This window comes from Clostridium isatidis (assembly GCF_002285495.1).
Taxonomy (GTDB): domain Bacteria; phylum Bacillota; class Clostridia; order Clostridiales; family Clostridiaceae; genus Clostridium; species Clostridium isatidis.
On sequence record NZ_CP016786.1, the window covers coordinates 2,290,182 to 2,314,579 of the forward strand.

The window sequence follows — 24,398 nt, forward strand, 5'->3', positions numbered from 1 at the left end:
TCCATTTTTATTTTATCATATTTCCATATAAAAAATAAAAGTGATAATTACTTATTAGTAACTATCACTTTTTCTTACCTAAACTTCTTCTTCAACTCTTCCACAACCAGCACATCCGCCGGTACCCAAACTTCCTTATCAACTTCCTCTAAGCTTATCCACTTAGCACTATTATGCACATTTAAATTTAATTCGCCCCCTATAACTTCACAAATAAAGCAGTGCATAATTAAATGAAAGCTTGAATAATCATAGTCTATCGTAGTTAAAAATTCTTTAACCTTTATATCAAGCTCTAATTCTTCTTTAATTTCACGAATAAGGGCTTCTTCCCTTGTTTCGCTAGCTTCTATCTTTCCTCCTGGAAACTCCCACATATTATGAAAGTCTCCTCCTTCCCTGCGGGTTATAAATATTTTATTTTCTTTTTTTATTATTGCTGCTGCAACTTCTATAGTTTTCATCTCACATTCCTTCTTTATTGAGTTTTGTTATAATTTTCTTAATAAATATTATATCAATTATGAATTAAAATATCTTATTAACTTCTATATTTCTAACTATAAAAATAGAGACAAGGTCCATTTATAACCCTTGTCTCCATCTCCATTATTCTTATTTTCAACAACTTCCCTCTAGCAACAAACTATCCTTTCCTTCTCACCCGTTTAATCTTATAAACTACGAACAATATGGAATGCTTGATGAACAGCAGTTAGTATTTTGTCTGGTTCTACAGCATCACCTATCTTACTTACATCTACCTTACCATTTAATTCCTCAAATAATTCATTATTTGGAACATAACCAACAGCAAGAATATAAGTATCTGCCTCAATTGAATCTTCCTTATCATCCTTTAGGTATTCAATTCTTTCATCTGTAATCTTAGTAACTTTTGCACTAGTCACTATATTTATATTACAATCTTCAACAAGCTGACGAATAGCTTGATCATTATTCTTACAATGAGCTGCGGTTAGAAGAATATCATCTAAGGCTTCAATTATAGTTACCTTTTCTGCCTTTTCTGCACAATGGCATGCTGTTTCACAGCCAACTAAACCTCCACCTATAACTACAACATTTTTGCCATATTTCTCTTTGCCAACTAATACATCATTTGCTAAAAGAACCTTCTTATTATTAATTCCATCAATTGCAGGAATTAAGGCTCTTGAACCGGTTGCAAGAATAACCTTATCATAATTTCCTCTAAGAACCTCTTCAGCTGTAGCTTCTTTCATTAGTCTAAGCTTAACATTACTGCGATATAATTTTCCCTTTAAATATTCTAAATAATTCTTAACATCCTTCTTAAAGCTTGGACCACCAGCAGCTAGTAAGTTTCCTCCAAGTTCATTAGTCTTTTCCCAAAGCTCAACATCTAAGCCTCTTTCAGCAGCATTTATTGCAGCTACCATTCCTCCTGGACCTCCACCAATAACAAGGACACGTTTTCTTTCATTAGCCTTAGTTACTGGATAATAATCTTCGGCAAAACATAATGGATTTACTGAACAGTGAATTATTTTTCCTGAGAAACCAGCATATAGACATTCATTACATCCAAGGCATGGAACTATATCATAGGTCTCATTTCTTTGTACCTTTCTAAGCCAATGAGGGTCTGCTAATAATTGATGAGCTAGTCCAATAAAATCTGCCTTTCCTTTTTGTAAAGCTTCTTCTGCTAGAGCTGGATTATTAAGCTTTCCTTGAGATAAAACTGGAATATTTACATGTTTTTTTATTTCTGCTGCTATATCAATTTGTGTTCCTGGTTCCTGATAAACTGTATTAATTGCTTTATACCAAGCTTCATAGCAGCCTGTATCTATATGAAGAGCATCTACTCCTGCTTCTTCTAGCATTTTTGCCATTTCTATACCTTCATCTAATTCACGACCGCCTTCTACTCCATGATATGGTGTAAATTTATATAAAATTGGGAAATCATCTCCGCATAACTTCTTTATTTCTGCTATACATTCTAAAGAGAATTTCATTCTTCCTTTTAGGTCTCCGCCATACTCATCAGTACGCTTATTCCATAAAGTTGATTGGAATTGATCCATTAAATAGCCACCATAGCCATGTAGTTCTACTGCATCTGCTCCTGCAGCCTTTGCCATTACTGCAGCTTCTCCCATTTTCTTTACTAAATCTTGAATTTGTTCTACAGTATATTCCCTACATTTTACATCAGGGAACCAAAAGGAATCTACTTCACTAGCAGAATATGGCCTAATATCTCCTGTTGTAAACTGCATTCTTCCTAAACCTGGTGTTAATTGTACACAAAGTTTTGAAGCATTATAATGAATACGACGAGCTAGGAAATTTAATTGTTCAAAAGATCTACGGCTTTCTAAAACATTACAAGCCCTTGCTTCATACTTTAAAGTTACTTGATTTGCTCCAGTAATAATTAAGCCTATACCGCCTTTTGCTCTTTCTTCAAGATAGCGAATAGCACGATCTGAAAATGAACCATCTGATTCTGTTACTGTACCCATTGGTGCCATATAAACACGGTTTTTTAATTCTAACTTTCCAATATAACCTTTCTCTAATAGCTTCATTAAAATCCCCCTTCACAGCAAATAAACTAATTGGTAAATTTTTTCTTTATTTCTGTACACTTTATTTATACTCTTGTACAGTTAAAAATATAACAATCTAGTCCTTAAAATTAACTCTTAGCAATCTATTTATAACGACTTTTTTCGCAGGAAATTTATGCTATAATAAGCATATTATTGGGGCTAATGGAGGTAATAATGGAAGATAACAAGGAACTGTCAACAAAGATGCAGATAATAAAAGCAGCTATAAAACTTTATAAAAAATATGGATATTCAAATATAACTGTTCAAGATATATGTAATGAGGTAGGAATAACAAGAAGTGCTTTTTACTATCATTTTAAATCAAAAGATGATATTTTTGATGACTTTTATTTATATTCTAATACCTATGCCCTAGATAAAATTGCAGATATTTTATCTTCAAATGACTATATAGAGCAGTTTTACTCACTATTTAATATGTATTTAGAACAAACTATGGAAGCTGGTCCAGAAGTTTTTGGTCAGCTATATAAACATTCTATAGATAAAAAATTAGCTATATTTAATCCTAAAGAAATATCAATGAGAAAGGTATATGAAGCCCTTCTAAAGAAGGCTCAGGATTCTGGACAAATTTTAAATAAGTCTCCTGTTTCTGATTTAATAGATGCAGTTGTATATGTTACTGATGGTATATCCTTATTATGGTGCAGCAGTAATTCATCCTTCGACTTAATAGAAGAAAATCGTAGAATTTTAGACACTCTTTTTATTGTAAATAAATAAAATTAGATAATTACTTAACAACTTTATGATAAAAGCCAGTACTCATGAAAATAAGCACTGGCTTTTTACTAATCTCTACTCCAAATCCGCTCCATTTGTTTCAATAACCTTCTTATACCAATAGAAGCTATCCTTCTTAGTTCTCTCTAAAGTTCCATTCCCCTTATCATCCCTATCAACATAAACAAAACCGTAACGCTTCTTCATTTCTCCTGTTCCTGCTGAAACTAGGTCAATGCAGCCCCACATTGTATAACCCATTAGCTCAACTCCATCAAGGTTAACAGCATCCCTCATTGATGAAATATTCTTTCGTAAATAATCTATACGATAACTATCGTGAATGCTTCCATCCTCTTCCTTCTTATCATCCCAGCCTATACCATTTTCAACTATCCATAAAGGCTTATGATAGCGTTCATATAAAGTATTAAGAGCTATTCTTAGGCAGTTCTTATCAGTTGCCCAGCCCCACTCATTTGTTTCTAGGTATGGATTCTTTACTCCAAATACAAAGTTTCCATTGCCTTGGTCAACATCCTTATGGGTTGTAAAGGTGCTTGATCCATAGCAGGAGAAGCTTAAAAAGTCTGCTGGATATTTTTCTAGAAGCTCAAAGTCCTCTGGCTCTGTATCTAATACAATTCCTTCCCTTTCATATTTCTTTAATCTATAAGCAGGATACTTACCTCCAGTTTGAACATCTGCATAGAATAAGGTGTTCTTTGAAAGTTCCATTACCAATAATTGATCATCTGGATCGCAAGTGTAGGCATAGCTTGGCTGGTAAGCTAACATTTGTCCAACCTTCATTTCAGGGTTAATTTCATGGGCTGCCTTTACAGCCTTAGCACTTGCAACAAATTGATTATGAGCTGCTTGAGCTCTGTTTTGTGGTGATGGATCAGCTAGTCCCCCTGCAATAAATGGTGCAAACTCCATAATATTAATTTCATTAAAGGTTAGCCAGTATTTTACCTTGCCTGAATAACGCTTAAATACAGTTTTTGCATATCTTTCAAAGAAATCTATGCACTTTCTATTTGACCAGCCACCGTATTTAATTGTTAAATTAAGTGGAGTTTCATAGTGAGATAAGGTTACAAGAGGCTCAATTCCATATTTTAAGCATTCATCAAAAACTGCATCATAGAATTTTAAACCTTCTTCATTTGGCTCTTCATCATCACCATTAGGGAAAATACGTGTCCAGTTTATACTCAACCTAAAGGTCTTAAAGCCCATTTCTGCCATATAGCCTATATCTTCCTTATATCTATGATAAAAATCAGTTGCTACATGGCTTGGATAGTATTCTCCTTCAATTACTGCTGGAATACAGTCCTCTGGTATCTTTGTATTTGGACCAAAGGCTGATATTGAGCCTGTCTCACCAGTCTTTACATTTTTATAAGTTAATCTACGAGGAACTGTATGGGAGCCTGATGTTATAACATCAGCTGTGCTAATTCCCTTTCCTCCTTCATTCCATGCACCTTCGTATTGGTTAGCAGCTGTTGCTCCTCCCCATAAAAATCCTTCTGGAAAACCCTTCATTTATTTAACCTCCCCCTCTAAATTTTGAGTAAATTTATTTTAAAGGCACCAGCTAAAAAGATGGTGCCTCAATATTTATACAGTAAGATTTTCGCTTTCTTCTACTATTGCAGCAGCTTCTTTTGCTATTAATTGTTTTTCATAAATCTTATAGAATGGATACCAAACAAGAGTAGCTGGTATTAACATTAAATAATCCCAAATTGCATTTTGCCATCTTAAAGTAGATAAATATGCACCAAATCCCATTGGAAGCAGGGCTGAAATACTTATCCATGCAGGTTGTAAGAAACCAATCTTATATCCAGCTAATGTACATAACATAAGAACTGGAATACTTAAAACATATGGGATACATAAAATTGGGTTATACATAACAGGCATACCAAAGGTAATAGGTTCATTTATATTAAACCAGCCTGGAACAACAGAAATCTTTGCAACAGCATTTATTTGCTTAGATTTTGACCTTAATCCAAGCAAGGCAACTGGCATAGTATTTCCTGTACCACCGCAGACTGCCATAGCTCCAAATAAGGCTACTGGATAGAAGGTTAAAGCTTGTCCAGCTTCATGAGCTGCTGCATTGGCAACTGCTGCTTGAATTCCTAAAGGCATAATAATTGGAACTAATATCATAGTACCATGAATACCGAAGCACCATAAAATTCCTGCAAAAGTACACATTATAATCATTCCTGGAACTGATGTTAAGGTACTTAATGGCTTTCCTAATACTGCCATGAAACCTGAAGCTATTGTATAAGCTCCGCCAGTCATGTTAGATACTAATGTTGAAGCTCCTAATAAAACTATAACACTAAATAATAATGGCAAGATTGATGCAAAACCATCTTGTAAGAAAGGAGGAACAACATCAGGCATCTTTATTCTGATATCTTTGTCTGCACAGAATTTTTCAATACGAACTGATATAAATACAACTATAAAGCCTATAAACATACCCTGTGCTCCTAAATAAGTCATATCGATACCTGTTAATCCAGCCTCGTTAGTAATTAAGGCACCTGAAACTAAAAGGAAACATATTAGCGAATCAACAGCATTCATTATTGGAGATTTCATTTTTAAGTTCTTAGCATAGTTGAAGGATAATAAAGCAACAACCCATAATGATAATGAATTCATTGTAAATTGATAAGGCAGATAAATTATTTGATAGATCTTGCTGTCTGAAGTGAATAAGTTTAATAGAGTTTCGCTTCCTAATGAACAGATAATTTGAGAAATAGCACCAACCATAATAACACCCATTAGGGACATCATAGCAGCTTGTAATGCAGCTAAGAATTTGTTACTGCCTAGCTTTTGGCCAAATTCTTGAAGCTTAATCATAAATTTACTTTCAAATACCTTTTCCATAAAACCTCTCCTTAATTATTTTTTTCAGCATAAAGCCTTTTAGCTAATCTCATAATATTAGGGCAATTTGCAACAGCATAATCAAAGGATTCAATAGCAGCACATGGTAAATTTGTGTTTTCCTTGATTTCTTTTATACGATAGGATACTTGAGGTCCAACTAAAACAATGTCATATTTTTGATAAACATCTTGATATTCCCCTAATCCTACTGCCTTAATTTCAAGCTCTTCACCAGCCTCCTTCCAATATTGTTCCATTTTCCTCATTAAAATACTTGTTGACATTCCTCCAGCGCAGACTAATAAGATTTTCATGAATAATTCCTCCATTCTATCTATTTTTATAAAGTAAAATAATTTCCTTAATAAGTTCATAGGCAAGCATGCTTGTCATTAAATGATCTTGAGAATGAACAAGCAGCACATTTATATCTTGTTTTTCACCATTAGCTTCTTTAAATAACAATTCCGTTTGTGCTTTATGTGCAAGACTTGCAGATGCTTCTGATTTAGCTAAAAGTTCCTCTGCTGCTTCAAAATTTCCTGCCTTAGCTTCTTCCAATGCTTGAAATGCAAAGGAGCGTGCATCCCCAGAATTTGCAATAATTGTCATTGGTATTAAATCGTTTACATCGTCCATATGATATTTCCCCTTTTCTAGAATTTCTTTCCTTTCCTTAAGTCAATTTTATTTTAGTGTATAAAATTTTTTCTGTCAAAGGCTCCCAAAGCCATAAAAATCCTGCTTTTATACAGTTTGTGTATAGTATATAATTCTAAAAATACACTTTTTTTATCAAAACTTCATTACTATTACATATTTTAAACCTAGTGTATAAACTTTTTAATGCTTTTTAGCTAGTGTTTAACTTCTTTATTTGAAAGTATAACTTTTCTAATTTTTATTTCTTAAATAATTATCTATTAGGAGACATGCTATAATCTAGATATGAAGTTAACAAGAGTATTAAATATAACAGAAAAGGAATTTTATGATTTTCTTGAAAGGGATCTCTTGGATGATATCTATAAGCACACTAATAAAAGATTAGGGGTAAGGGATATTAAGGGGGATTAAAATATAGAAAATATGACGAGAAAAGTCTTACCCATATTGACATTTCAATTTTAGATTATAAGAGAGGCTCCCTTTACAAGGCAGAGATAAAATCTATCTATGATACTATTAGAATTTCCTATGAAACTAAAGAAGTTGATAACAAGTTAAAGATTATATTTAATCAGCATATCGAAAGCTTCGAAAGTAAAAAACATAATAAGTTTATGAAATTCTTCAGTGAAGGTGTTTATCTTGGCAGAATGACTGATACCCTATATGATATTCAAAATAAGATCATCAAAGAGAGGGAAAGCCTTACAGAACTATCCTCTTAAGATTTAAAGAAGAAATCAAAAACTAAAAGTATTATAGGCTTATAAATACTAATAAAAGGGAGTGCTAATAGCACTCCCTTTTATAGTTTTTTCATCATCATAATAATAGTTGCAATTTCATTATCATCAATTATTACTTTAAAGGTCTTTTCTAAAGCTTTTAGGATTTTAACAATAACATTGTAGTCTTCCTCAAATAAGAAAATAATTTTATTTTTTTCTGGATTATTTGCAACAAGCTTTCCTTCCAACAATCTTTCCATTAAGCAGGCTAAATGCATAAATAAGCCTACCTTTTGATCCTCATTTAAGGAAAAGTAAGCACTTAATTCATCAATTACATTAGGCAGTACATTTTTTAGTTTAGATATTGACACATACTTAAACTGTTCTTCTAAATATTGATAAATATCATTATAATTAACAGAAGCACTACCTAGAGGTTCAAACATTAGTATCTTATCTATGTCTTCCTTAGGATTTTCAAAAATCTTCTTTATAGATATAAAAGGAATTCCCAATAATTTTGGATCATAGGTTCCAACAAAGGCATGAATATTATAGCTTTTCTTAAAATTTAAAAGCTCCCTTAAAAGCTCATCCCTTGAGGATATTGATAAGGCCACTGTTTTCATTCCAAGCTTTGAATTTTGATCTATATAGAGCTTTAATTGGGCTGCTCCTCCTTCTCCTGTATGGCAGAGAGTAATTATAAGCTTGTTTCCCTTTTCTTCATTTTTTCTCATATTATTGATTTCTAGATTTGCCATATGATATACATAGTCAATATCACTTTCCATTGAGCATTTTCTGGCAACATCAATTCCAATTAGGGTAATAGGAATATTAATACATCTTATTTTGGTATCTATTTCTTCTGCAATAGTTTCAAGCATTGTTTTTATTGATCCCATATCATATATAACAATAACACCCTTGCCCCTATCAATTTTCTTAATCAAGGCCTTAATTTCCTCCATGGCCTCATTTGTTCCAAGATCCAAGGCCATATCATAGCTATATGTGTTATTGCAATGGCTTAAAGTATTTGTAACATCTTTTAAGGAAGAGGCTATTCCATTGCCATGCATAATATAAAGTAAAACTGGATGTTCCTCTTCATCATTATTTTCATCTAATTCTGCAAAGAACATAGTTATTAAGGCTATTTCATGGGCAGGTAATTCCAAATTCAACTTGGCCTTCAACATAGTTGCTAATTCCATAGCAGCTGCATATTCTTGAGGATAATCTTCTATAATTTTAACTACTTTATCATTATCTATTCTCTGATGGGAAACCTTTAAAGTTAATAAGGAATTAATATGAAGACAAAGACCGTATAGTACATCTGAATTTAAATTTATTCCCCCACTCTTTTTGCTGGAATTATAAAAGTCAGTAATAATATCTATAACCCTTCTATCTACAATTTTTGAAAGCTGCTCTAAATTACTTGAATTATAAAATCCCTTATAATAACGATATTTATTAAATAAATTGCGGATATGGCTTCTAATCACATTTTCTATGCCCTTGTCATTTATCCCTAAATTAACTAATTCCTCATATTGTTTTCTAATTTCAGAATACATATCATACACAATATTAGGGGAATAATATTCTTCATTGCTAGTATTTTTATCATAAATAATAGCTTCCCTATTGCCTATTAATATATCAATTTCATTATCAGAGCTTTTTAGCTGTAAAAGGCTTTTTCTAATTTCTGACTTAAAATCATTAATACATACATAAATTTGTTGATTATTATTGACTACACGAACATAGGCATTGGCACAGGCAGCTTTAATTTCAAGTTCCAGGCCCTTAACATTATAGGCAAAATCTGATAGTAACAAGGCTTTTATTGCTTCTGCTGTAACCTCTATGCACCTATCTGAATTAGAGGCTTCCCTTTTAAAAAAGTGATTTATAAGATCAAACCTTTCCTTCAAAGGTCGATCCTTTAATTCTGGCAGTTCTATAGTTACTGGAATTATACGATTGATTTGTAAGCTGCTTTGAGGTGAACATGATAATACTAAGAATAAATCGTTAGCTTCTATTTCTTGAGATTTATCCTCTGAATATAGTTTTCCTGAATCTAAAAAGGCAAATAATCTGCTCTGCTGCTTGGCATCTAGCAAATCAACATTATCTATAAAAAGCATTCCTCCCTTAGCTCTTACAAAGGCACTTTTTTCTAAATTACCTTCAATACCGAAGAGTTCCTCACTTAGTATAGAAACATTTTTAGAATAATGCCTGCAGTCAATTTTTACATAGGGAGCATCTTCAGATAAAATTCCCCTTTCCTTAGCGAATTTAAACATTAGTGAAGCAAAGTAGGTTGTTCCACATCCAGTCTTAGAGGCAAGCAAAACATTTAGACTAGACCTAGGATATAAGATTGCAGCTTTAGCCAGCTGAATGGCATTTCTTAAGCTGCCATTATAACCTATAAGCTCTGTAAAACAGGATTTTTCTGAGCTTTTATGGCTTTCTTCTGGAAGTTTATAATATACTGGCCTTGTTGTAGTCTTAACCAGTTTTCCTTCCTTTACTAATTGATTTAATATAGAACTTACATTGGAACGCTGCAAAGCTAAGGCCTCTGCAATCTTCTTAGTTTCCAAGCCATTTTTATTCTTGCTATAGCTTTCCTTTTGTATGAATTCGTATACAATTTCCTTTACAGTTTTCACCTTATATTCTCCTTACCCTTTAAATATTAGTGTATATTGTGTATAAAGAAATAAGCTATACATGGTAATTATATTTTATACTCTTATTATAAATTCAAAAAAATTATTTTACAAACATCAAAAACAAAAATCAGATCAGTTTGGAGTGTTGAGTGTTGAGTGCGGAGTTAGGAGTGTGGAGTGTGGAGTTTGGAGTTGGGAGTGGGAGTTCAGTTAGGAGTTGGGAGTTAGTAGTGTGGAGTGGGGAGTTATGAAATAAAAAGAGGATGCTTTTCGCTTATTCGAAAATCATCCTCTTAACTACCTTAACTATGTTACTTAAGCATTTCTTCCATTGTGTTATTCAAAACATGATATATAGCCTTAGCAACTCCTAATTTATCGTTAGCATCTGTAACATATTTTGCTATAGCTATGACTTCTGGTATAGCATTTTTCATGGCAACAGTTTCTTCAAAAATTTCAAACATTGAATAATCATTAAAGCTGTCTCCTAGGATCATAACTTCTTCTCTCTTTAAGCCCATCTTAGTTGCAACTTTTTCTAAGATGATTCCCTTTTGGGCATTTTCATCAGTTATTTCTATATTATCTGCAAAGGAAGAAGTTATATTTAAGCCCTCAACTTCAGCTATTTTTTTCTTTACCTTATTTATAAAATCTATATCTTTATGGAAGGCAACAAACTTTCTTACTTCTATACCCGCTTCAAAGAACTTATTAATATCATCTATGTACTTTAAGCATGTAAAGAAACCTAGTTTTTCAGATATTTTTCTTGCTTCCTCTTCTGTCATTCCCTTATTAAAGCTAAGAGTTCTAAAAATAACTTCCTGTAGAGCTTCTTCTCTTGTAGAAGTTGTAAAAACTCCCTTGTTTGTAAATATACGGGCTGATAATTTATATTCATTTAGTATATCTATAATTTTTTTTGCTCTCTCATGATTTATATTAATAACATCAAGAATATTTCCATCTTCATCCCTATACTCTGCACCATTTGATAAGATACATTGAGCTTTTATATTATGCTTCTCTAATATATCTTTAACACTGTCATATTCTCTTCCTGTAGATATGGCAAAGGTTATTCCGGCTTCTTCTGCCTTTCTAATTGCTTCGACTGTTTCTTTATCTATGTCATGGGCATTATTTAATAAAGTCCCATCCATATCTGATGCTATAAGTTTTATCATTTATTTTCCCCCTCTTGACTGTATTTTTACACCTATATATATCTTACCACATTAGAGGACTTAATGGTATAAATTAATTTCTCCTTTTAAAACTATAACACTATCACCACTTAATTTTACTCTATCCTTTTCTAGCAGTTCTATTAAAATTTCTCCACCTCTATTAGATGCTTGATAGGCTATCATTTCCCTCTTATTTAAGATACTACTCCAGTAAGATGCTAATAAGCTATGTAATGCCCCTGTTACAGGATCTTCATTTACTCCACCCCAAGGATTAAAATATCTTGAGATAAAATCATATTTCTCACCATCCCTGCAAGTTACTCCAATCCCCTTAATGCTATTATCTGAATTAAGGAGCTTTAATTTTTCAAAATCTGGCCTTAATTTAATTATTTTTTCCTTACTTTCTACTTCTATAACAGCTTTTTTGGTTTTTTCTCCTATTATAATTTTTTTAAATTCCTTAAGTCCCAATGCATATGGAAATTCCTTATCCAACTTATAATCCAAAGCCTTATCTATTGGAAAGTCTAAACTTATTTTGCTGCCTTCTTTTTTAGCTCTTAAAAAACCACTCTTAGTTTCATATTTTATTTCTTTAGCTTTAAAATTATATTCCTCAAATAACACCTTTGAAGCTGCTATAGTACCATGACCGCATAAATCTACTTCCACTTCTGGAGTAAACCATCTTAATGAAAATAAACTGCAGCTGCCTATATCATCAGTATCTATAGGCCTGACAAAGGCTGTTTCTGATAAATTCATTTCCTGAGCAATATTTTTCATTAACTCCTCATTAAGCTCCTCTTCTAGAATACAAACTCCGGCTGGATTTCCTTTAAATACTTCATCAGTAAAAGCATCCACTTGATATATCTTAATTCTATTCATAATATCCCCCATATAAAAATTATAATATTATTCATTATAATAATTTATTTGTTGATTTGCCAATCTTTCCTTTTGTTTTTCTAATCTTATTTTATACTCAGTCCAATTTCTAACTTCTTTAGGAGTCCAGCCTATTTCTGCATAGCTTAGCAATCTTGGATATATCATATAATCCATAGCTATTCCATCCTCAATTGTTTCTGTCCATAGGGGAGCCTCTATACCTAAAATTAATTCCTTAGGGGCATAATCAGTTAAATCCCAGCTGTAGGATGTTTCTATAGGAATAAGTCCAGCCCAATCTAAGCCGTAAGAAGAATTTTCATCATACTTCATATCTAGATAGCTCTTTCCAGCAATTGAAATTATTATTTTCATTCTTTTTTCCCTAGCTGCAGCATTAGTATCTCTCCAATTTTGCAATATAACTGAGGAATCTATTTCAGGAGATGTATCTATTGGATCCCAGCCTATTGGAATTTTGCCATACTTTTGAACTATCTTTGCAACTCGTCCTACAAAATAATCATACCCTTCCTTAGGCGTTGCTTCTGCTTCATCTCCACCTATATGAATATACTTAGAAGGTGATATTGCTGAAAGTTCTTTAATTATATCTTCAATAAATTCATAAGTCTTTTCATCATCAGTCCTAAAGGAACTAAAACCCACCTCTGTGCCTGTATATAAGTCTTTTCTTTGTCCATCAGGATTTAAAAATCCATAGGAAGCTAAGGCTGCATTGCTGTGGCCTGGCATATCAAATTCTGGAATTATTTCTATGTATCTTTCCTTTGCAAAATTTACTATATCTATAAAGTCCTCTTGACTGTAAAATCCTCCAGGACCTCCGCCTACTTCTGTACTGGCTCCAATATTAGTTAAATCTGGCCACTTTTTTATTTCTAAGCGCCAGCCCTGATCATCACTTAAGTGTAAATGAAGCTTATTTATTTTATATTGGGCTGCATTTTCTATTTGGCGCTTGATTTCATCAACTGTAAAAAAGTGCCTTGCAACATCAAGCATTAAGCCCCTATATTCATATTCAGGTTTATCTTCAATTCTTGAAGAGGCTATACTCCATTTAATATTGGAAACTAATGTATCTTTTTCTATATCTGGAGGCAGCATTTGCCTTAAAGTCTGAATAGCCCTAAACAAACCTTCTGGCTTATAGGCTGTAATTTTTATATTTTCCGGACTAATTATTATTTGATAACCTTCATTTCCCATATCTTCAGTTCCGCCTATAGTTGTCAGATATATGCTTCCCTCTGGAGCCTCTTGTAATTTTATAATAGGAAGATCAAAGCCTGTGGCTGGCATTATTTTTCCTTTAAAATATTCAGCAATTTTTGAAATTTCCTCTGTTTCTTCCTCGCTATTTCCTGCAATATAAATTGAACTATCTTCCTTGATAATAAATTCTCCCTTTTCAGGTTTGTACAATAAAGGCTTGGGAACAATAATATAATCATTTTCTGCTGTAACAGTTAACTTATTTTCTTCTTTATTATAGAAAAATATTACTAAAGAACTAATTAAACTAATTATAAATAGAAAAATTATAAATTTATATCTTTTGTCTATCTCCTTTATTTTCATTCTTTTCACATCCTTAGATTTTTATATTTTTCTTATTATTAGTATTAGATAGAGCAGCCTTTATCATTCATTTTGTTATTAAAAATAAAAACTTTGCATCTTTATGTTTAAATTTCCATTACAAAATCCCTTGCAATTTATTTTTAGTGATGTTATTATATTCTCACAACAAGAAACAAGAACTTGTTTCAAAAAAATTAATTTAAAGTCTGGAATACTCGTTAAGCTCTTATTTTGAACCTACACATGTGCTACGGGAGTTCAATATTTAGGTGTGGAAATGTAATTTCATGTGAGTCCCCTTTGCGGCATTGAAACTGATTGAAGCATCTGTGAGAACACCCACCTATCGAGAGATAGGGATCAAAATCAGAGTACCGGTATTTTGGATATTAATTTAGAAATCAAAGATGGCCAATGCTTTAAGCATTGGCCTTTTAGCTTTTCTTAATTTTAGATTAATATCTTTAAAAAATCTTCTATTTCCTCATCTTCTAAATATATTTGTCCTAAGGTTCCATGTTTTAAATCTTCCTTTGAAAGTCTATGAAAATCAGAACCTGCTGTATATACTATATTTTTTTCCTTTGCTATATTTATAAAGTACTCTTCCTCCCCAGGCTTATTTCTATAATATCTTGCTTCTATCCCATCAAAATTTAAATTTATTACATTTTCAAAAACTTCCCTTTTAAGACGGGTTGGATGAGCTAAAACAACCTTAGCATTAAAATAATGAAGCAGTTCTATTCCTGCTGCTGTGCTTATTTTACCCCCTTCTGACTTAAAACTTAATTGCCCCTTAAAATGCTGCTGGCAAGCCTTAAACTTCTTTTTTCGCAAATTTGATAAAATCATTTTTAATTCATCATTTGTATAGTTATCATCAGTAAAATAACCTAGAATGTGAACCTTATTTCCCTTATATCTTGTAGATAACTCTATCCCAGGTATTACTTTAACTCCAAAGATTTCTCCAACTTTAACCGCCTGTTTATTCCCATTTATAGTATCATGGTCAGTTAAAGCAATTATGTCTACCCTTCTTTCCTTTGCTAATAAAACTAATTCTCCCGGCTTTAGTTCCCCATCTGACTCTGTAGAATGAATATGAAAGTCTCCCTTAGTGTACATCTTTTTTACCCTTAATAATTACTTACTAATTCATAATATTTCTATTAAGCAATTTTTGATATGTTTTTTTAATACAAATATAAAAGCTAGATAAAATAAAATTTTTATACGAAAAATTTCACTACTCTTCTTCATAGCAAATAACAGGAGTACCTTCTTCTATGTTTTCATATATTTTTTTTGCTAAATATTTAGGAGAATTAACACATCCATGACTGCCATTTCTTTTATATATCTCTCCCCCAAAGGAATATCTCCAGCTTGCATCATGTATTCCTATATTCCCATTAAAAGGCATCCAATAGCTTACATTAGCTTCATAGCCTGGTCCTCTTAAAGTTGAGCCCATTTCCTTATAATTAATCATGTAAATTCCAACAGGTGTTCCAAAACCTCTAGTTGGATTACCTGTTACTACAGAGCCATGAGCTATTAATTTTCCCTCCTTATAAAACCATAAATGCTGCTTTGTTATATTTATTTCTACATAGCTATCACCTATATCGTCCTCTTCCCTAGATATTGCTGTTTGAGCATATATAGGCTCTTTCTCAAGAATATCTCCATTTTTTATGTTTTCTATTAGAGCTTCAATTTCTTTTTCTAAATCAATTCTCCAGCCATAAAATCCACCCTTAACTTCAATTGTTTTACCTGTAGATGTTTTTATCTTTCTTGCCTTTCCAACGGTATTATATTTTTGAGCTAAAGCTCTTACATATCCATTTACAGCTTTCTCATCTATTATTACATTTAAATCTTCATCTACTATAAGCCATTTGTTTATTGTATTTCCATCTAAAACTTCACTTTTACTTCCAAATAAATATTTAATATTTGTTGAAACATACTTATTTAATATGTCCTTGGTTTCAGTAGTTTTCTCTGAGGATAAAGTATATTTAGGATTTTCATAGCAAAACTTTTCTTCTAAATCTAATTCCCTTTCTCCCTTTAAAAGGCTCTCCCTTATAAGCTTTTCTAGCTTTTCCTTATTTATCTTATTTCCATAAACCTCCTCAACTGTTTCATAAAGTCCATTTGAATATTTAAAACTTACATTTTGAGGCTCAATAATCTCCTTATTTAAGCAGTTTAGAACATTTATCTTATTCTCCAAGCTCTCTTCATTGTAAAAGAATAAGTCCTCTAAATAATATTCTTCCTTAGTTATTAAGGAGCTGATCCATTTAAAGGCATTTTGCTTATTATAAATCTCTGGAATGCTATTATTTTTCTTATAGTTCATTTCTATATCTTGCCCTCTTATTTCCTCTATTTCTTTATTTCTTTCTATAAGGGTGAGCTTATAATCTTTAATATAATTATTTATTATTTTGTCTGTCTCCTTATAGGATTTTAAAGATAAATCTACTCCATTTACTACAGTATTAAAAAAGAAATGACTAGTAAAATATATTGAAATAAGTAAGTATAGTAAGAAAATAATTCCTATTATAATTAATATATTTCCTGCCTTCTTACTCTTAAAAATATTTCTTATATTAATATTCTTCATTCTACTGCGCCTTTCACTAAAATATTTTTAAATGATAACTAATTAATAATATGTTTATAATTTTCATTTTAAAACTAATTTTACTGCTTATAGATTTAGCTTATAAAATACTTAATAAAAAACTACTAAGCCTTAGAGTTATAAATAAACTCTTAGCCTAGTAGTTTTCAATGGACAATTATAAATTATAAGATTTCGCTGCAATCTTATAAGTATATTGCCTTTATTGGATCCATCTTAGAGGCCTTTGATGCAGGTATTATACCAAATACTATTCCAACAATTACAGAAGTAAAAGTAGAGCCTAAGAAGCTTCCAAGGGTTAATACAGGCTCAAAAGGAATAAATATTCCTACTACTTTTGAGAATAAATAACCAGATAATATTCCCAATAGTCCCCCTATTCCTGTAATAATAATTGCTTCAAATAGAAATTGTAACAATATGCTCTTTGGTTTTGCCCCTATAGCCCTTCTTATTCCAATTTCTCTTTTTCTTTCAGAAACTGAAACATACATAATATTCATTACTCCAATACCGCCAACAAATAGTGAAATACCTGTAATAAGGGCTATAAAAGCTGTAAGGCCTCCTATTATTTTTTCAAAAACCTTAGTAATTGCCTGTGGATCTTGAAGCGCATATTCACCTTGTATATTTGGGTGATTTTTTTCTAATTCAGTCTTTACTTCTTCAAAAACGGCTTCTTTATCCATGTCTGGATTAATATAAACATCTATTGCTGAAATAACTTCTTCTGTCCCCATGTCTTCTTTAGATGCTTCTGATACATAAGAATAAGAGCCTGTTAATGAAAACATTCCTGCTTCAGCTAAAACTCCAACTACTTCATAATAAGTTCCTTTTAAATTAACACCTTTACCAAGGGCTTCCTCTGGATTTTCGAACATAGTCTTAGCTGTATTATAGTCGAGTACTATAAGCCTTCTATTATCTTCCGCTTCAGTCATTACTCTTCCATGAAGAATATTTAGGCTTTTACCTTCATAAGTATCTAAAATTACCATAGTCTGCTTATCAAAGTAGGAAATATCACTCATAACAATACTCATTCCTGCAATACTTCCTTGTGCCGCTTCCACCTTCTGCACTCCTTCAATTCTTGTAATTGAATTTAAGTCTGACTTAGTGAAGGGCTCTATTAAACTATAATCTGCTCCTAGATTATCTGGTTGAAAATAAACATTTATTTTATTTGCGCTTGTATCTTCTGAAGACTGAACCACTTCTCTCTTTAATCCATTTCCAATAGATAATATTGTAACGACAGAACTTATTCCTATAATTATTCCAATCATAGTTAAAAAGGTTCTCAGCTTATGAGATTTTAAACTAGAAATTGCTGTTTTTATTAAATTAGCTACTGACATACTACATCTCCTTTGTGGCAACCCCATCTTTAATTTGGATTACCTTATTAGCATAACTTACTAAATCTTTATCATGAGTTACCATAATTATAGTTTTATTATCCTTATTTAAATTTTTAAGTATTTCCATAATTTCTGCACTTGTATTACTATCCAATGCACCTGTTGGCTCATCTGCAAATATTACATAAGGATTATTTATTAAAGCTCTGGCAATAGCAATACGCTGCTGCTGCCCCCCGGATAATTCTGTTGGAAATTGATTTTTCTTTTCTAATAATCCAACTAAATCTAAATATTTTTCTACAGCCTCTTTTCTTTCCTTAACAGCTACTTTACCCTTATATAACAATGGAAGTTCTACATTTTGTGCAATCGTTAAAGATTCAATTAAGTGAAATTGTTGAAATATAAAGCCCATATAATTATTTCTAAGCTCTGATCTTTCATTTTCATTAAAATTAGTTACGTCCTTACCATTAAATATATATTGTCCACTATCAAAACTATCAAGTAATCCAAGAAGATTTAATAAGGTTGTTTTCCCGCTTCCTGACTTACCCATTATTACTAAAAAATCTCCCTGTTCTATTTCTAAATTTATAGATTTTAAGGCATGAAGTTTATCATTTTTTAATTTATAGTACTTATTAATATCTTTTAACTCTATAACATTACTCAACAGGCATACCTTCTTTCATTTCTTCAGTAGGAAGTTCTACTATTTGATCTTCTTCCACTAACCCGCTATTAACAATAACTTTATCCCCCTCAGCTTCTGTATAGTTAATTTCTTGTTTAACTAGCAGGTTGTCCTCTACTTTATAGACATAAGTTTTACCTTCTTCATTAATAAGGGAACTTTTAGGTATTTCTATAGGACTGTCTGTTAACTCCACAACTGCTTGAACATGAAATCCATTAATTAATTTTTCTTGAGAATCTAAATTAATTTTCACTTCATAATAAGATAAATCAGATGCTGCTGTTGAATTTAATTGGGATGCAGCTGGAATAGCATTACTTATTGGTCTATCTCCTAAAGAAGCAATTTTACCTTTAACAATATCTCCACTTGATAATATTGTTGCTTCTACTGCTTGTTCTGCTTTAATCTTCAAATAATCTTTCTCACTTACGCTGCCTTTTATATATAGTGTATCTGATTCTATGATTATATAAGGCTGGGTAGCGTCCTTCTCATTATCACTTAATATTATTCTTCCATCTATAGGGGAAGTTACAGTATAATATTCCTTTTCACTTAAGGAAGCTATCTGCTTTTCATAAAGGCTAATTTGATTATCTACAGCAGTTGTTGATATTTGAGTTGAAGCTAAATTTTCAGTTTGAAATTTAGTATCTGATTGCTGTACTAAAAGGTTAAGTTCTTCCTGTGAAGCTTTTTTTTCTTGTTCTTGAGCCTGTTTCTTTAATAATTCTTCTTGTTTTTTTAATTCTTCCTTTTGAGCTAATAATTCTTGCCTCTCCTTTTTGGCAGCTTCAAGCTGAAGATTTAGTTGAGCAATTTGATCAGTTATTTGTTCATTTTTATATGTAAATAAGGTATCCCCCTTCTTTACTGTTTGTCCATTTTCTACTGATAAGATCTCAACTGCTCCTTTTGTAGGATCTAGATATATTTCTTCCTTTTCCATTGGTACAATAGTCCCATTAATAAATACTTTTTCCTTTGAAGGAATTGATAATAGTTTCATTTTTGTCTCTTTGCTATTTAAACTGGTACATCCAGAAATAACAATATTAATTGCAGCAATTAATATTGTTCCTATTACTAGCTTTCTTTTCTTCATATTTACACCTCATTTTTCTTTATTTTAACCAAATATATACAAACTAATTTTACTAATAGTACCATATTATGTCAACAAGTCACAAAAAATATAATAATCAATATTGACAAAAAATTTCTTAAATGGTAATATATTTTCAATTTAATATAATAAAGCCTTGATTGAGAGTAGTAGATTGGAAGAAGTTTCACAGAGAGTGGGAAATGGTGAGAGCCCACAAATGTTCACTTTCGAACTTGCTCATGAGCAGAAAGATTAGAAGTCTTTTCGGTAAAATATTTTGCCGTTATCATAATTAAGTATAATGTTGGATGGTACCGCTTAAATAGCTCCAATCTCGGATCTATTTAGGCGCTTTTTTATTATAACTCTGGGGGCAATTAAGTCTTAATAACTAATTAAGACTTAATAATATATAAAAAAATAAAATTGGGGGGCTATTCAAATGTTAAATTACAAAAAGTATAAGAGATTTGAAACAATATGCTATAAGGAAAGGACTTGGCCAAACAAAACCATCAAGAAGGCACCAATTTGGTGTTCAGTAGACTTAAGGGATGGAAACCAAGCTCTTGTAAATCCAATGACAATTGAAGAAAAACTTGAAATGTTCAAGCTTTTAGTGGAACTTGGCTTTAAGGAAATTGAAGTGGGTTTCCCTTCTGCATCACAAATTGAATTTGATTTTTTAAGGACTTTGGTAGATAATAACTTAATTCCTGAAGATGTTACTATCCAGGTTCTTTGTCAGTGCAGGCCGCACCTTATAGAGAGAACTATGGAGGCTTTAAAAGGGGTAAAGAAGGTAATTTTCCATATATATAACTCTACTTCTGTTCTGCAGAGGGATGTTGTATTTAATATGAATAAGGAGGAAATTAAGCAAATTGCTATTAATGGAACAAATTTAGTAAAGCAATATGCAGATGATTTTCCTGGAGAAATAATCCTTGAATATTCACCAGAAAGCTTTACTGGCACAGAAGTTGATTATGCTTTAGAGGTTTGTGAGGCCGTATGTGATGCTTGGGGCGCATCAAAGGACAAAAAAGTTATAATAAACCTTCCTTCTACTGTTGAAATGGATACACCAAATGTATTTGCAGATCAAGTTGAATGGATGTCAAGGCACTTTAAGGATAGGGAAAGAATTATATTAAGTATTCATCCTCATAATGACAGGGGAACTGCCACTGCTTCAGCAGAACTTGCCCTTTTAGCAGGAGCTGACAGAATTGAGGGTACCTTATTTGGAAATGGGGAAAGAACAGGTAACTTAGATATATTAAATGTTGCATATAATATGTTTTCCCAAGGTGTTAATCCTGAACTAAATTTAGAAAATATTGATAAAATAATTGAAGTTTATGAAAGGTGCTGCAAAATTCCAGTTCATATAAGACATCCTTATGCTGGAGAGTTAGTATTTACAGCCTTCTCTGGTTCCCATCAGGATGCTATCAATAAGGGAATGGCTAAATATCATGAAAGAAAAAATAAATATTGGGAAGTTCCATATTTATTAATAGATCCTAAAGACATAGGAAGGGAATATGAAGCCTTAGTCAGAATAAATAGTCAATCTGGTAAAGGTGGCGTTGCCTTTGTTATGGATAAGTATTTTGGCTTTAAAATGCCTAAGGCTATGCATAAGGAATTTGCAGATGTAATTCAAAAGATTTCAGAAAAGCTTGGAGAAATTGCTCCACAGACTATTATGGATAAATTTAAGGAAGAATATCTTGAAAAGGAAGGAAAATTTAAATTAATAAACTTCAAGGCTGCTCATCTTAATGAGAAGGATAATGCTGACACAAAGGTTGATTTAATCTTAACTTATAACGACCAAAGACTAGAGCTGACAGGCATAGGAAATGGTCCTATTAACTCCTTAAAAAATGCTCTTTCTTCCTTGGTAGATACTACTATTTTAGATTATTCAGAACACTCTTTAGGAAATGGTTCAGAAGCTAATGCTGCAGCCTATATTCACTTAAAAAGAAATGATAATGGCAAAGATACCTTTGGAGTTGGGATCAGCAGCAATATTACCCTTGCCTCTGTCAAGGCAGTCTTTAGCGCACTAAACAGACTATATAAATAAAAACTGCGAATATCAAAGTTCCGATAAATAAATATATTTCATAAGTTGATGACTTCACAAAGAAGCACTAAGCTCTAAAAATAATAAAGAGGATGATTTTCAAAGAACAGAAAATCACCCTCTTTCCACTCCAACTCCACACTCCTAACTAAGTTTCCACTCCACACTCCACACTACTAACTGAAGTTAAACTCCACACTCCAAACTACTAACTCCTAACTGATCTTCAACTCCACACTCCTAACTAAGTTTCCACTCCACACTCCACACTACTAACTCCTAACTCCTAACTCCTAACTGAGTTTAAACTCCTAACTGAATTTAACCTTCTCACATTCCACCTAACAAATAAAATCAGTCCTAAATTGGCAATAGCAGTTAATAGGAAAATCACTCCTATTGGTATTCCAGTCTCTAAAATTTGCCCATATAACATCTGCCCTGGGGCTACACTGATAGTTGCAACAGCTGTTGAAAAGGCGCTAACTCTTCCAAGCATTCCCCCTGGAACTTCCTTCTGCATAAAAGTAAGGGTTAAGACATTAGATAAGGCTAAAGACATCATTATAGCCATACCGCAAAGGGAAAATAATAAGGCTATTAAATAATTATTACTTTTTATAATTCCTAATAAGGCCATAAAACTTACCCCTATAATCATAGGAAAATATGTATAATGAACCTTTTTCATTGAAAAAATCTTAGGTTTTACGCTAATCCAAAAGCCCCCAATAATCATCCCTAAAACAAATATACCTTCTACTATGCCATAAATTTCTGAAGGCAAATTCAATAATATCTTTATAAAATATGGAGCTACTATGGTTAAAATAGGCACTAGGAAAATGTTACATAGGGCATAAGAAGCTATAACTCCTAAGACTATTTTCTTTTCCCTTTTTAAGTAAACAAAACTATCCTTCATATCTATAAAGGACTTTATTATTGGCCTTTCAATTTTTTCCTTCTTCTCTACATCTGCTATATCTAAAAATAATTCTAAGATAGCAGAAATAAAGAAGGATAGGGCATTAATTAAAACTATTATTTTTATTCCAACAATTCCATATAATATCCCAGCTAATATTGGAGCTGCAAAATTTACTATAGAGCCTACTTGGTTTACTATACCATTAGCAGAAGTTAAGCTGTCTTCCTCAACTACCTGAGGTATTGAGGCAGTTACAGCTGGTCCATAAAGGGTATAACAAATAGACAATATAAACATAACTGCAGCAGCAATAAATTCATGATCCTTTCCTTCTAATAAAATAAAGGCATAAATTCCAATTACCGCTGAACAGAAAAAGTCTAAATATACCATTATCTTCTTCCTATTTACATTGTCAGATAGCATTCCTGCTATAGGTGCAAATAAGATATATGGTATTGTTGAAAAGGCCATAATATTAGCAAAGACAGCTGTGCTGCCTGTAAATTCTAATAAATATAAGGACATACTAAATCTTTGAATGGCATTACCAAAAAGAGAAATAATCTGCCCTATTACTATAATTATAAAATTCTTATTTCTCATGGTTCCCCCTCAAAAGTTCATATTCCATACAAATTGGATAGTCACCATTTTCGCTGATTTGTAAATTAGCATCTATTCCGTAAATTTCCCTTAAACTATCCTTATTAATTACATCTAAAGGCTTACCTTGGCAGATAATTTTGCCCTTTTTAAGACCTATAATATTATGGGCAAATCTGCAGGCATTATTTAATTCATGAAGAACAATAACTACTGTAATTTTCTTTTCCTTATTTAATCTTTCTAAAACTTCTAATACTTCAAGCTGATAGGACATATCTAAATAAGTAGTAGGCTCATCCAGCATGATAATATCTGTTTCCTGAGCTAATACCATGGCAATCCAAGCTCTTTGTCTTTGACCTCCAGAAAGATTTTCAACTTCCCTGTCTGCAAATTCCTTTAGGCCTGTTTCCTCTATAGCCCAATCTATTACTTCTTTATCATGTTTATTTAAGCCGCCAATCATTTTTTGATGAGGAAATCTTCCATAAGCTACAAGTTCTCTTACAGTTAAGCCGCTTGGACATACTGGTCCTTGAGGAAGAAAGGCAACTTCCTTGGCAATATCCTTTTCTTTTATCTTCTTTATATTTTTACCTTTTATGAATATATCTCCACTTTTAGGCTTGTTAATTCTTGCTATAGTTTTTAACAAGGTAGATTTTCCACAGCCATTGGCACCAATTATTATGCTTATTTTGCCCTCTGGTATTGATAAATTCATATTCTCAATAATATTGTTATTTTCATATGATACCGATAAGTTCTTTACACTAATAGCTTCCATA

21 protein-coding genes and 1 other RNA gene are annotated in these 24,398 nt (G+C 32.0%); 5 read left to right on the top strand and 17 right to left on the bottom strand.

Features of this window, described 5'->3' with window-relative positions:
- Positions 1–74: 74 nt before the first annotated feature.
- Positions 75–464 carry an 8-oxo-dGTP diphosphatase MutT gene (mutT, locus tag BEN51_RS10790; RefSeq protein WP_119866064.1) on the bottom strand — a complete coding sequence of 130 codons (390 nt, stop codon included), beginning with the start codon at positions 462–464 and terminating at the stop codon, positions 75–77.
- Positions 465–674: 210 nt separating this feature from the next.
- Positions 675–2,585, bottom strand: coding sequence for an oxidoreductase (locus BEN51_RS10795; protein ID WP_119866065.1), 1,911 nt, complete (start codon positions 2,583–2,585; stop codon positions 675–677).
- A gap of 198 nt (positions 2,586–2,783) precedes the next feature.
- Between BEN51_RS10795 and BEN51_RS10800 the strand changes: the two genes are divergently transcribed.
- Positions 2,784–3,359: a TetR/AcrR family transcriptional regulator gene (locus BEN51_RS10800; protein ID WP_164704113.1), complete on the top strand. Its 576-nt coding sequence runs from the start codon at positions 2,784–2,786 to the stop codon at positions 3,357–3,359.
- Positions 3,360–3,434: 75 nt separating this feature from the next.
- Here BEN51_RS10800 and BEN51_RS10805 read toward each other — a convergent pair whose 3' ends face one another.
- The 4 genes from BEN51_RS10805 to BEN51_RS10820 all read right to left on the bottom strand — a co-directional run bounded on the left by BEN51_RS10805 (position 3,435) and on the right by BEN51_RS10820 (position 6,941).
- Entirely contained in the window at positions 3,435–4,916 is a 1,482-nt protein-coding gene (locus BEN51_RS10805; RefSeq protein ID WP_119866067.1) for a family 1 glycosylhydrolase, read from the bottom strand.
- A 75-nt stretch (positions 4,917–4,991) separates the two neighbouring features.
- The gene (locus tag BEN51_RS10810; protein ID WP_119866068.1) at positions 4,992–6,299 is read right to left on the bottom strand and encodes a PTS sugar transporter subunit IIC; all 1,308 of its coding nucleotides are present in this window, start codon (positions 6,297–6,299) and stop codon (positions 4,992–4,994) included.
- 11 nt (positions 6,300–6,310) lie between these two features.
- Entirely contained in the window at positions 6,311–6,616 is a 306-nt protein-coding gene (locus BEN51_RS10815) for a PTS sugar transporter subunit IIB (protein WP_119866069.1), read from the bottom strand.
- Between the two features lie 16 nt (positions 6,617–6,632).
- Positions 6,633–6,941 carry a PTS sugar transporter subunit IIA gene (locus BEN51_RS10820; protein WP_119866070.1) on the bottom strand — a complete coding sequence of 103 codons (309 nt, stop codon included), beginning with the start codon at positions 6,939–6,941 and terminating at the stop codon, positions 6,633–6,635.
- A 309-nt stretch (positions 6,942–7,250) separates the two neighbouring features.
- Here BEN51_RS10820 and BEN51_RS13940 point away from each other — a divergent pair, with 309 nt between their 5' ends.
- Positions 7,251–7,379: a DUF3284 domain-containing protein gene (locus tag BEN51_RS13940; protein WP_207652775.1), complete on the top strand. Its 129-nt coding sequence runs from the start codon at positions 7,251–7,253 to the stop codon at positions 7,377–7,379.
- Positions 7,380–7,426: 47 nt separating this feature from the next.
- Complete coding sequence (locus BEN51_RS14170) at positions 7,427–7,696, top strand: DUF3284 domain-containing protein (RefSeq protein ID WP_418219558.1); 270 nt, start codon at positions 7,427–7,429, stop codon at positions 7,694–7,696.
- An 80-nt stretch (positions 7,697–7,776) separates the two neighbouring features.
- Here the strand turns inward: BEN51_RS14170 and BEN51_RS10830 are convergent, their stop codons facing one another.
- From BEN51_RS10830 to BEN51_RS10845, 4 genes are all read right to left on the bottom strand, one after another.
- Positions 7,777–10,404 (bottom strand): PRD domain-containing protein, encoded by a 2,628-nt coding sequence (locus BEN51_RS10830; protein ID WP_119866071.1) that lies wholly within the window; start codon positions 10,402–10,404, stop codon positions 7,777–7,779.
- A gap of 314 nt (positions 10,405–10,718) precedes the next feature.
- Positions 10,719–11,600, bottom strand: coding sequence for a Cof-type HAD-IIB family hydrolase (locus BEN51_RS10835; protein ID WP_119866072.1), 882 nt, complete (start codon positions 11,598–11,600; stop codon positions 10,719–10,721).
- Positions 11,601–11,660: 60 nt separating this feature from the next.
- On the bottom strand, positions 11,661–12,500 hold the full coding sequence (locus BEN51_RS10840) for a PhzF family phenazine biosynthesis protein (RefSeq protein WP_236906209.1): 840 nt from the start codon (positions 12,498–12,500) through the stop codon (positions 11,661–11,663).
- Between the two features lie 27 nt (positions 12,501–12,527).
- A complete protein-coding gene (locus BEN51_RS10845; protein ID WP_119866074.1) occupies positions 12,528–14,108 on the bottom strand; it encodes a family 20 glycosylhydrolase in 1,581 nt (526 codons plus the stop codon).
- Between the two features lie 203 nt (positions 14,109–14,311).
- Here BEN51_RS10845 and ssrS point away from each other — a divergent pair.
- Positions 14,312–14,504, top strand: a non-coding RNA gene (gene ssrS, locus BEN51_RS10850) — 6S RNA.
- A 57-nt stretch (positions 14,505–14,561) separates the two neighbouring features.
- On the opposite strand, the gene BEN51_RS10855 is transcribed toward ssrS, so the two are convergent.
- The 5 genes from BEN51_RS10855 to BEN51_RS10875 form a co-directional block, all read right to left on the bottom strand.
- Positions 14,562–15,242 carry a PHP domain-containing protein gene (locus tag BEN51_RS10855; RefSeq protein WP_119866075.1) on the bottom strand — a complete coding sequence of 227 codons (681 nt, stop codon included), beginning with the start codon at positions 15,240–15,242 and terminating at the stop codon, positions 14,562–14,564.
- A 121-nt stretch (positions 15,243–15,363) separates the two neighbouring features.
- Positions 15,364–16,761: a L,D-transpeptidase family protein gene (locus tag BEN51_RS10860; RefSeq protein ID WP_119866076.1), complete on the bottom strand. Its 1,398-nt coding sequence runs from the start codon at positions 16,759–16,761 to the stop codon at positions 15,364–15,366.
- A gap of 206 nt (positions 16,762–16,967) precedes the next feature.
- Complete coding sequence (locus BEN51_RS10865) at positions 16,968–18,152, bottom strand: ABC transporter permease (protein ID WP_119866077.1); 1,185 nt, start codon at positions 18,150–18,152, stop codon at positions 16,968–16,970.
- Between the two features lies 1 nt (position 18,153).
- Positions 18,154–18,837: an ABC transporter ATP-binding protein gene (locus BEN51_RS10870; RefSeq protein WP_236906289.1), complete on the bottom strand. Its 684-nt coding sequence runs from the start codon at positions 18,835–18,837 to the stop codon at positions 18,154–18,156.
- Positions 18,827–19,966 carry an efflux RND transporter periplasmic adaptor subunit gene (locus tag BEN51_RS10875; protein ID WP_119866079.1) on the bottom strand — a complete coding sequence of 380 codons (1,140 nt, stop codon included), beginning with the start codon at positions 19,964–19,966 and terminating at the stop codon, positions 18,827–18,829. The genes BEN51_RS10870 and BEN51_RS10875 overlap by 11 nt, the downstream gene beginning before the upstream one ends.
- 445 nt (positions 19,967–20,411) lie before the next feature.
- On the opposite strand from BEN51_RS10875, the gene leuA reads away from it, so the two are divergent.
- A complete protein-coding gene (gene leuA, locus BEN51_RS10880; protein WP_119866080.1) occupies positions 20,412–22,070 on the top strand; it encodes a 2-isopropylmalate synthase in 1,659 nt (552 codons plus the stop codon).
- 286 nt (positions 22,071–22,356) lie between these two features.
- Here the strand turns inward: leuA and BEN51_RS10885 are convergent, their stop codons facing one another.
- Positions 22,357–23,607, bottom strand: coding sequence for an MFS transporter (locus tag BEN51_RS10885; protein WP_119866081.1), 1,251 nt, complete (start codon positions 23,605–23,607; stop codon positions 22,357–22,359).
- Positions 23,597–24,397, bottom strand: coding sequence for an ABC transporter ATP-binding protein (locus BEN51_RS10890; protein WP_119866082.1), 801 nt, complete (start codon positions 24,395–24,397; stop codon positions 23,597–23,599). The genes BEN51_RS10885 and BEN51_RS10890 overlap by 11 nt, the downstream gene beginning before the upstream one ends.
- Position 24,398 lies beyond the last annotated feature (1 nt).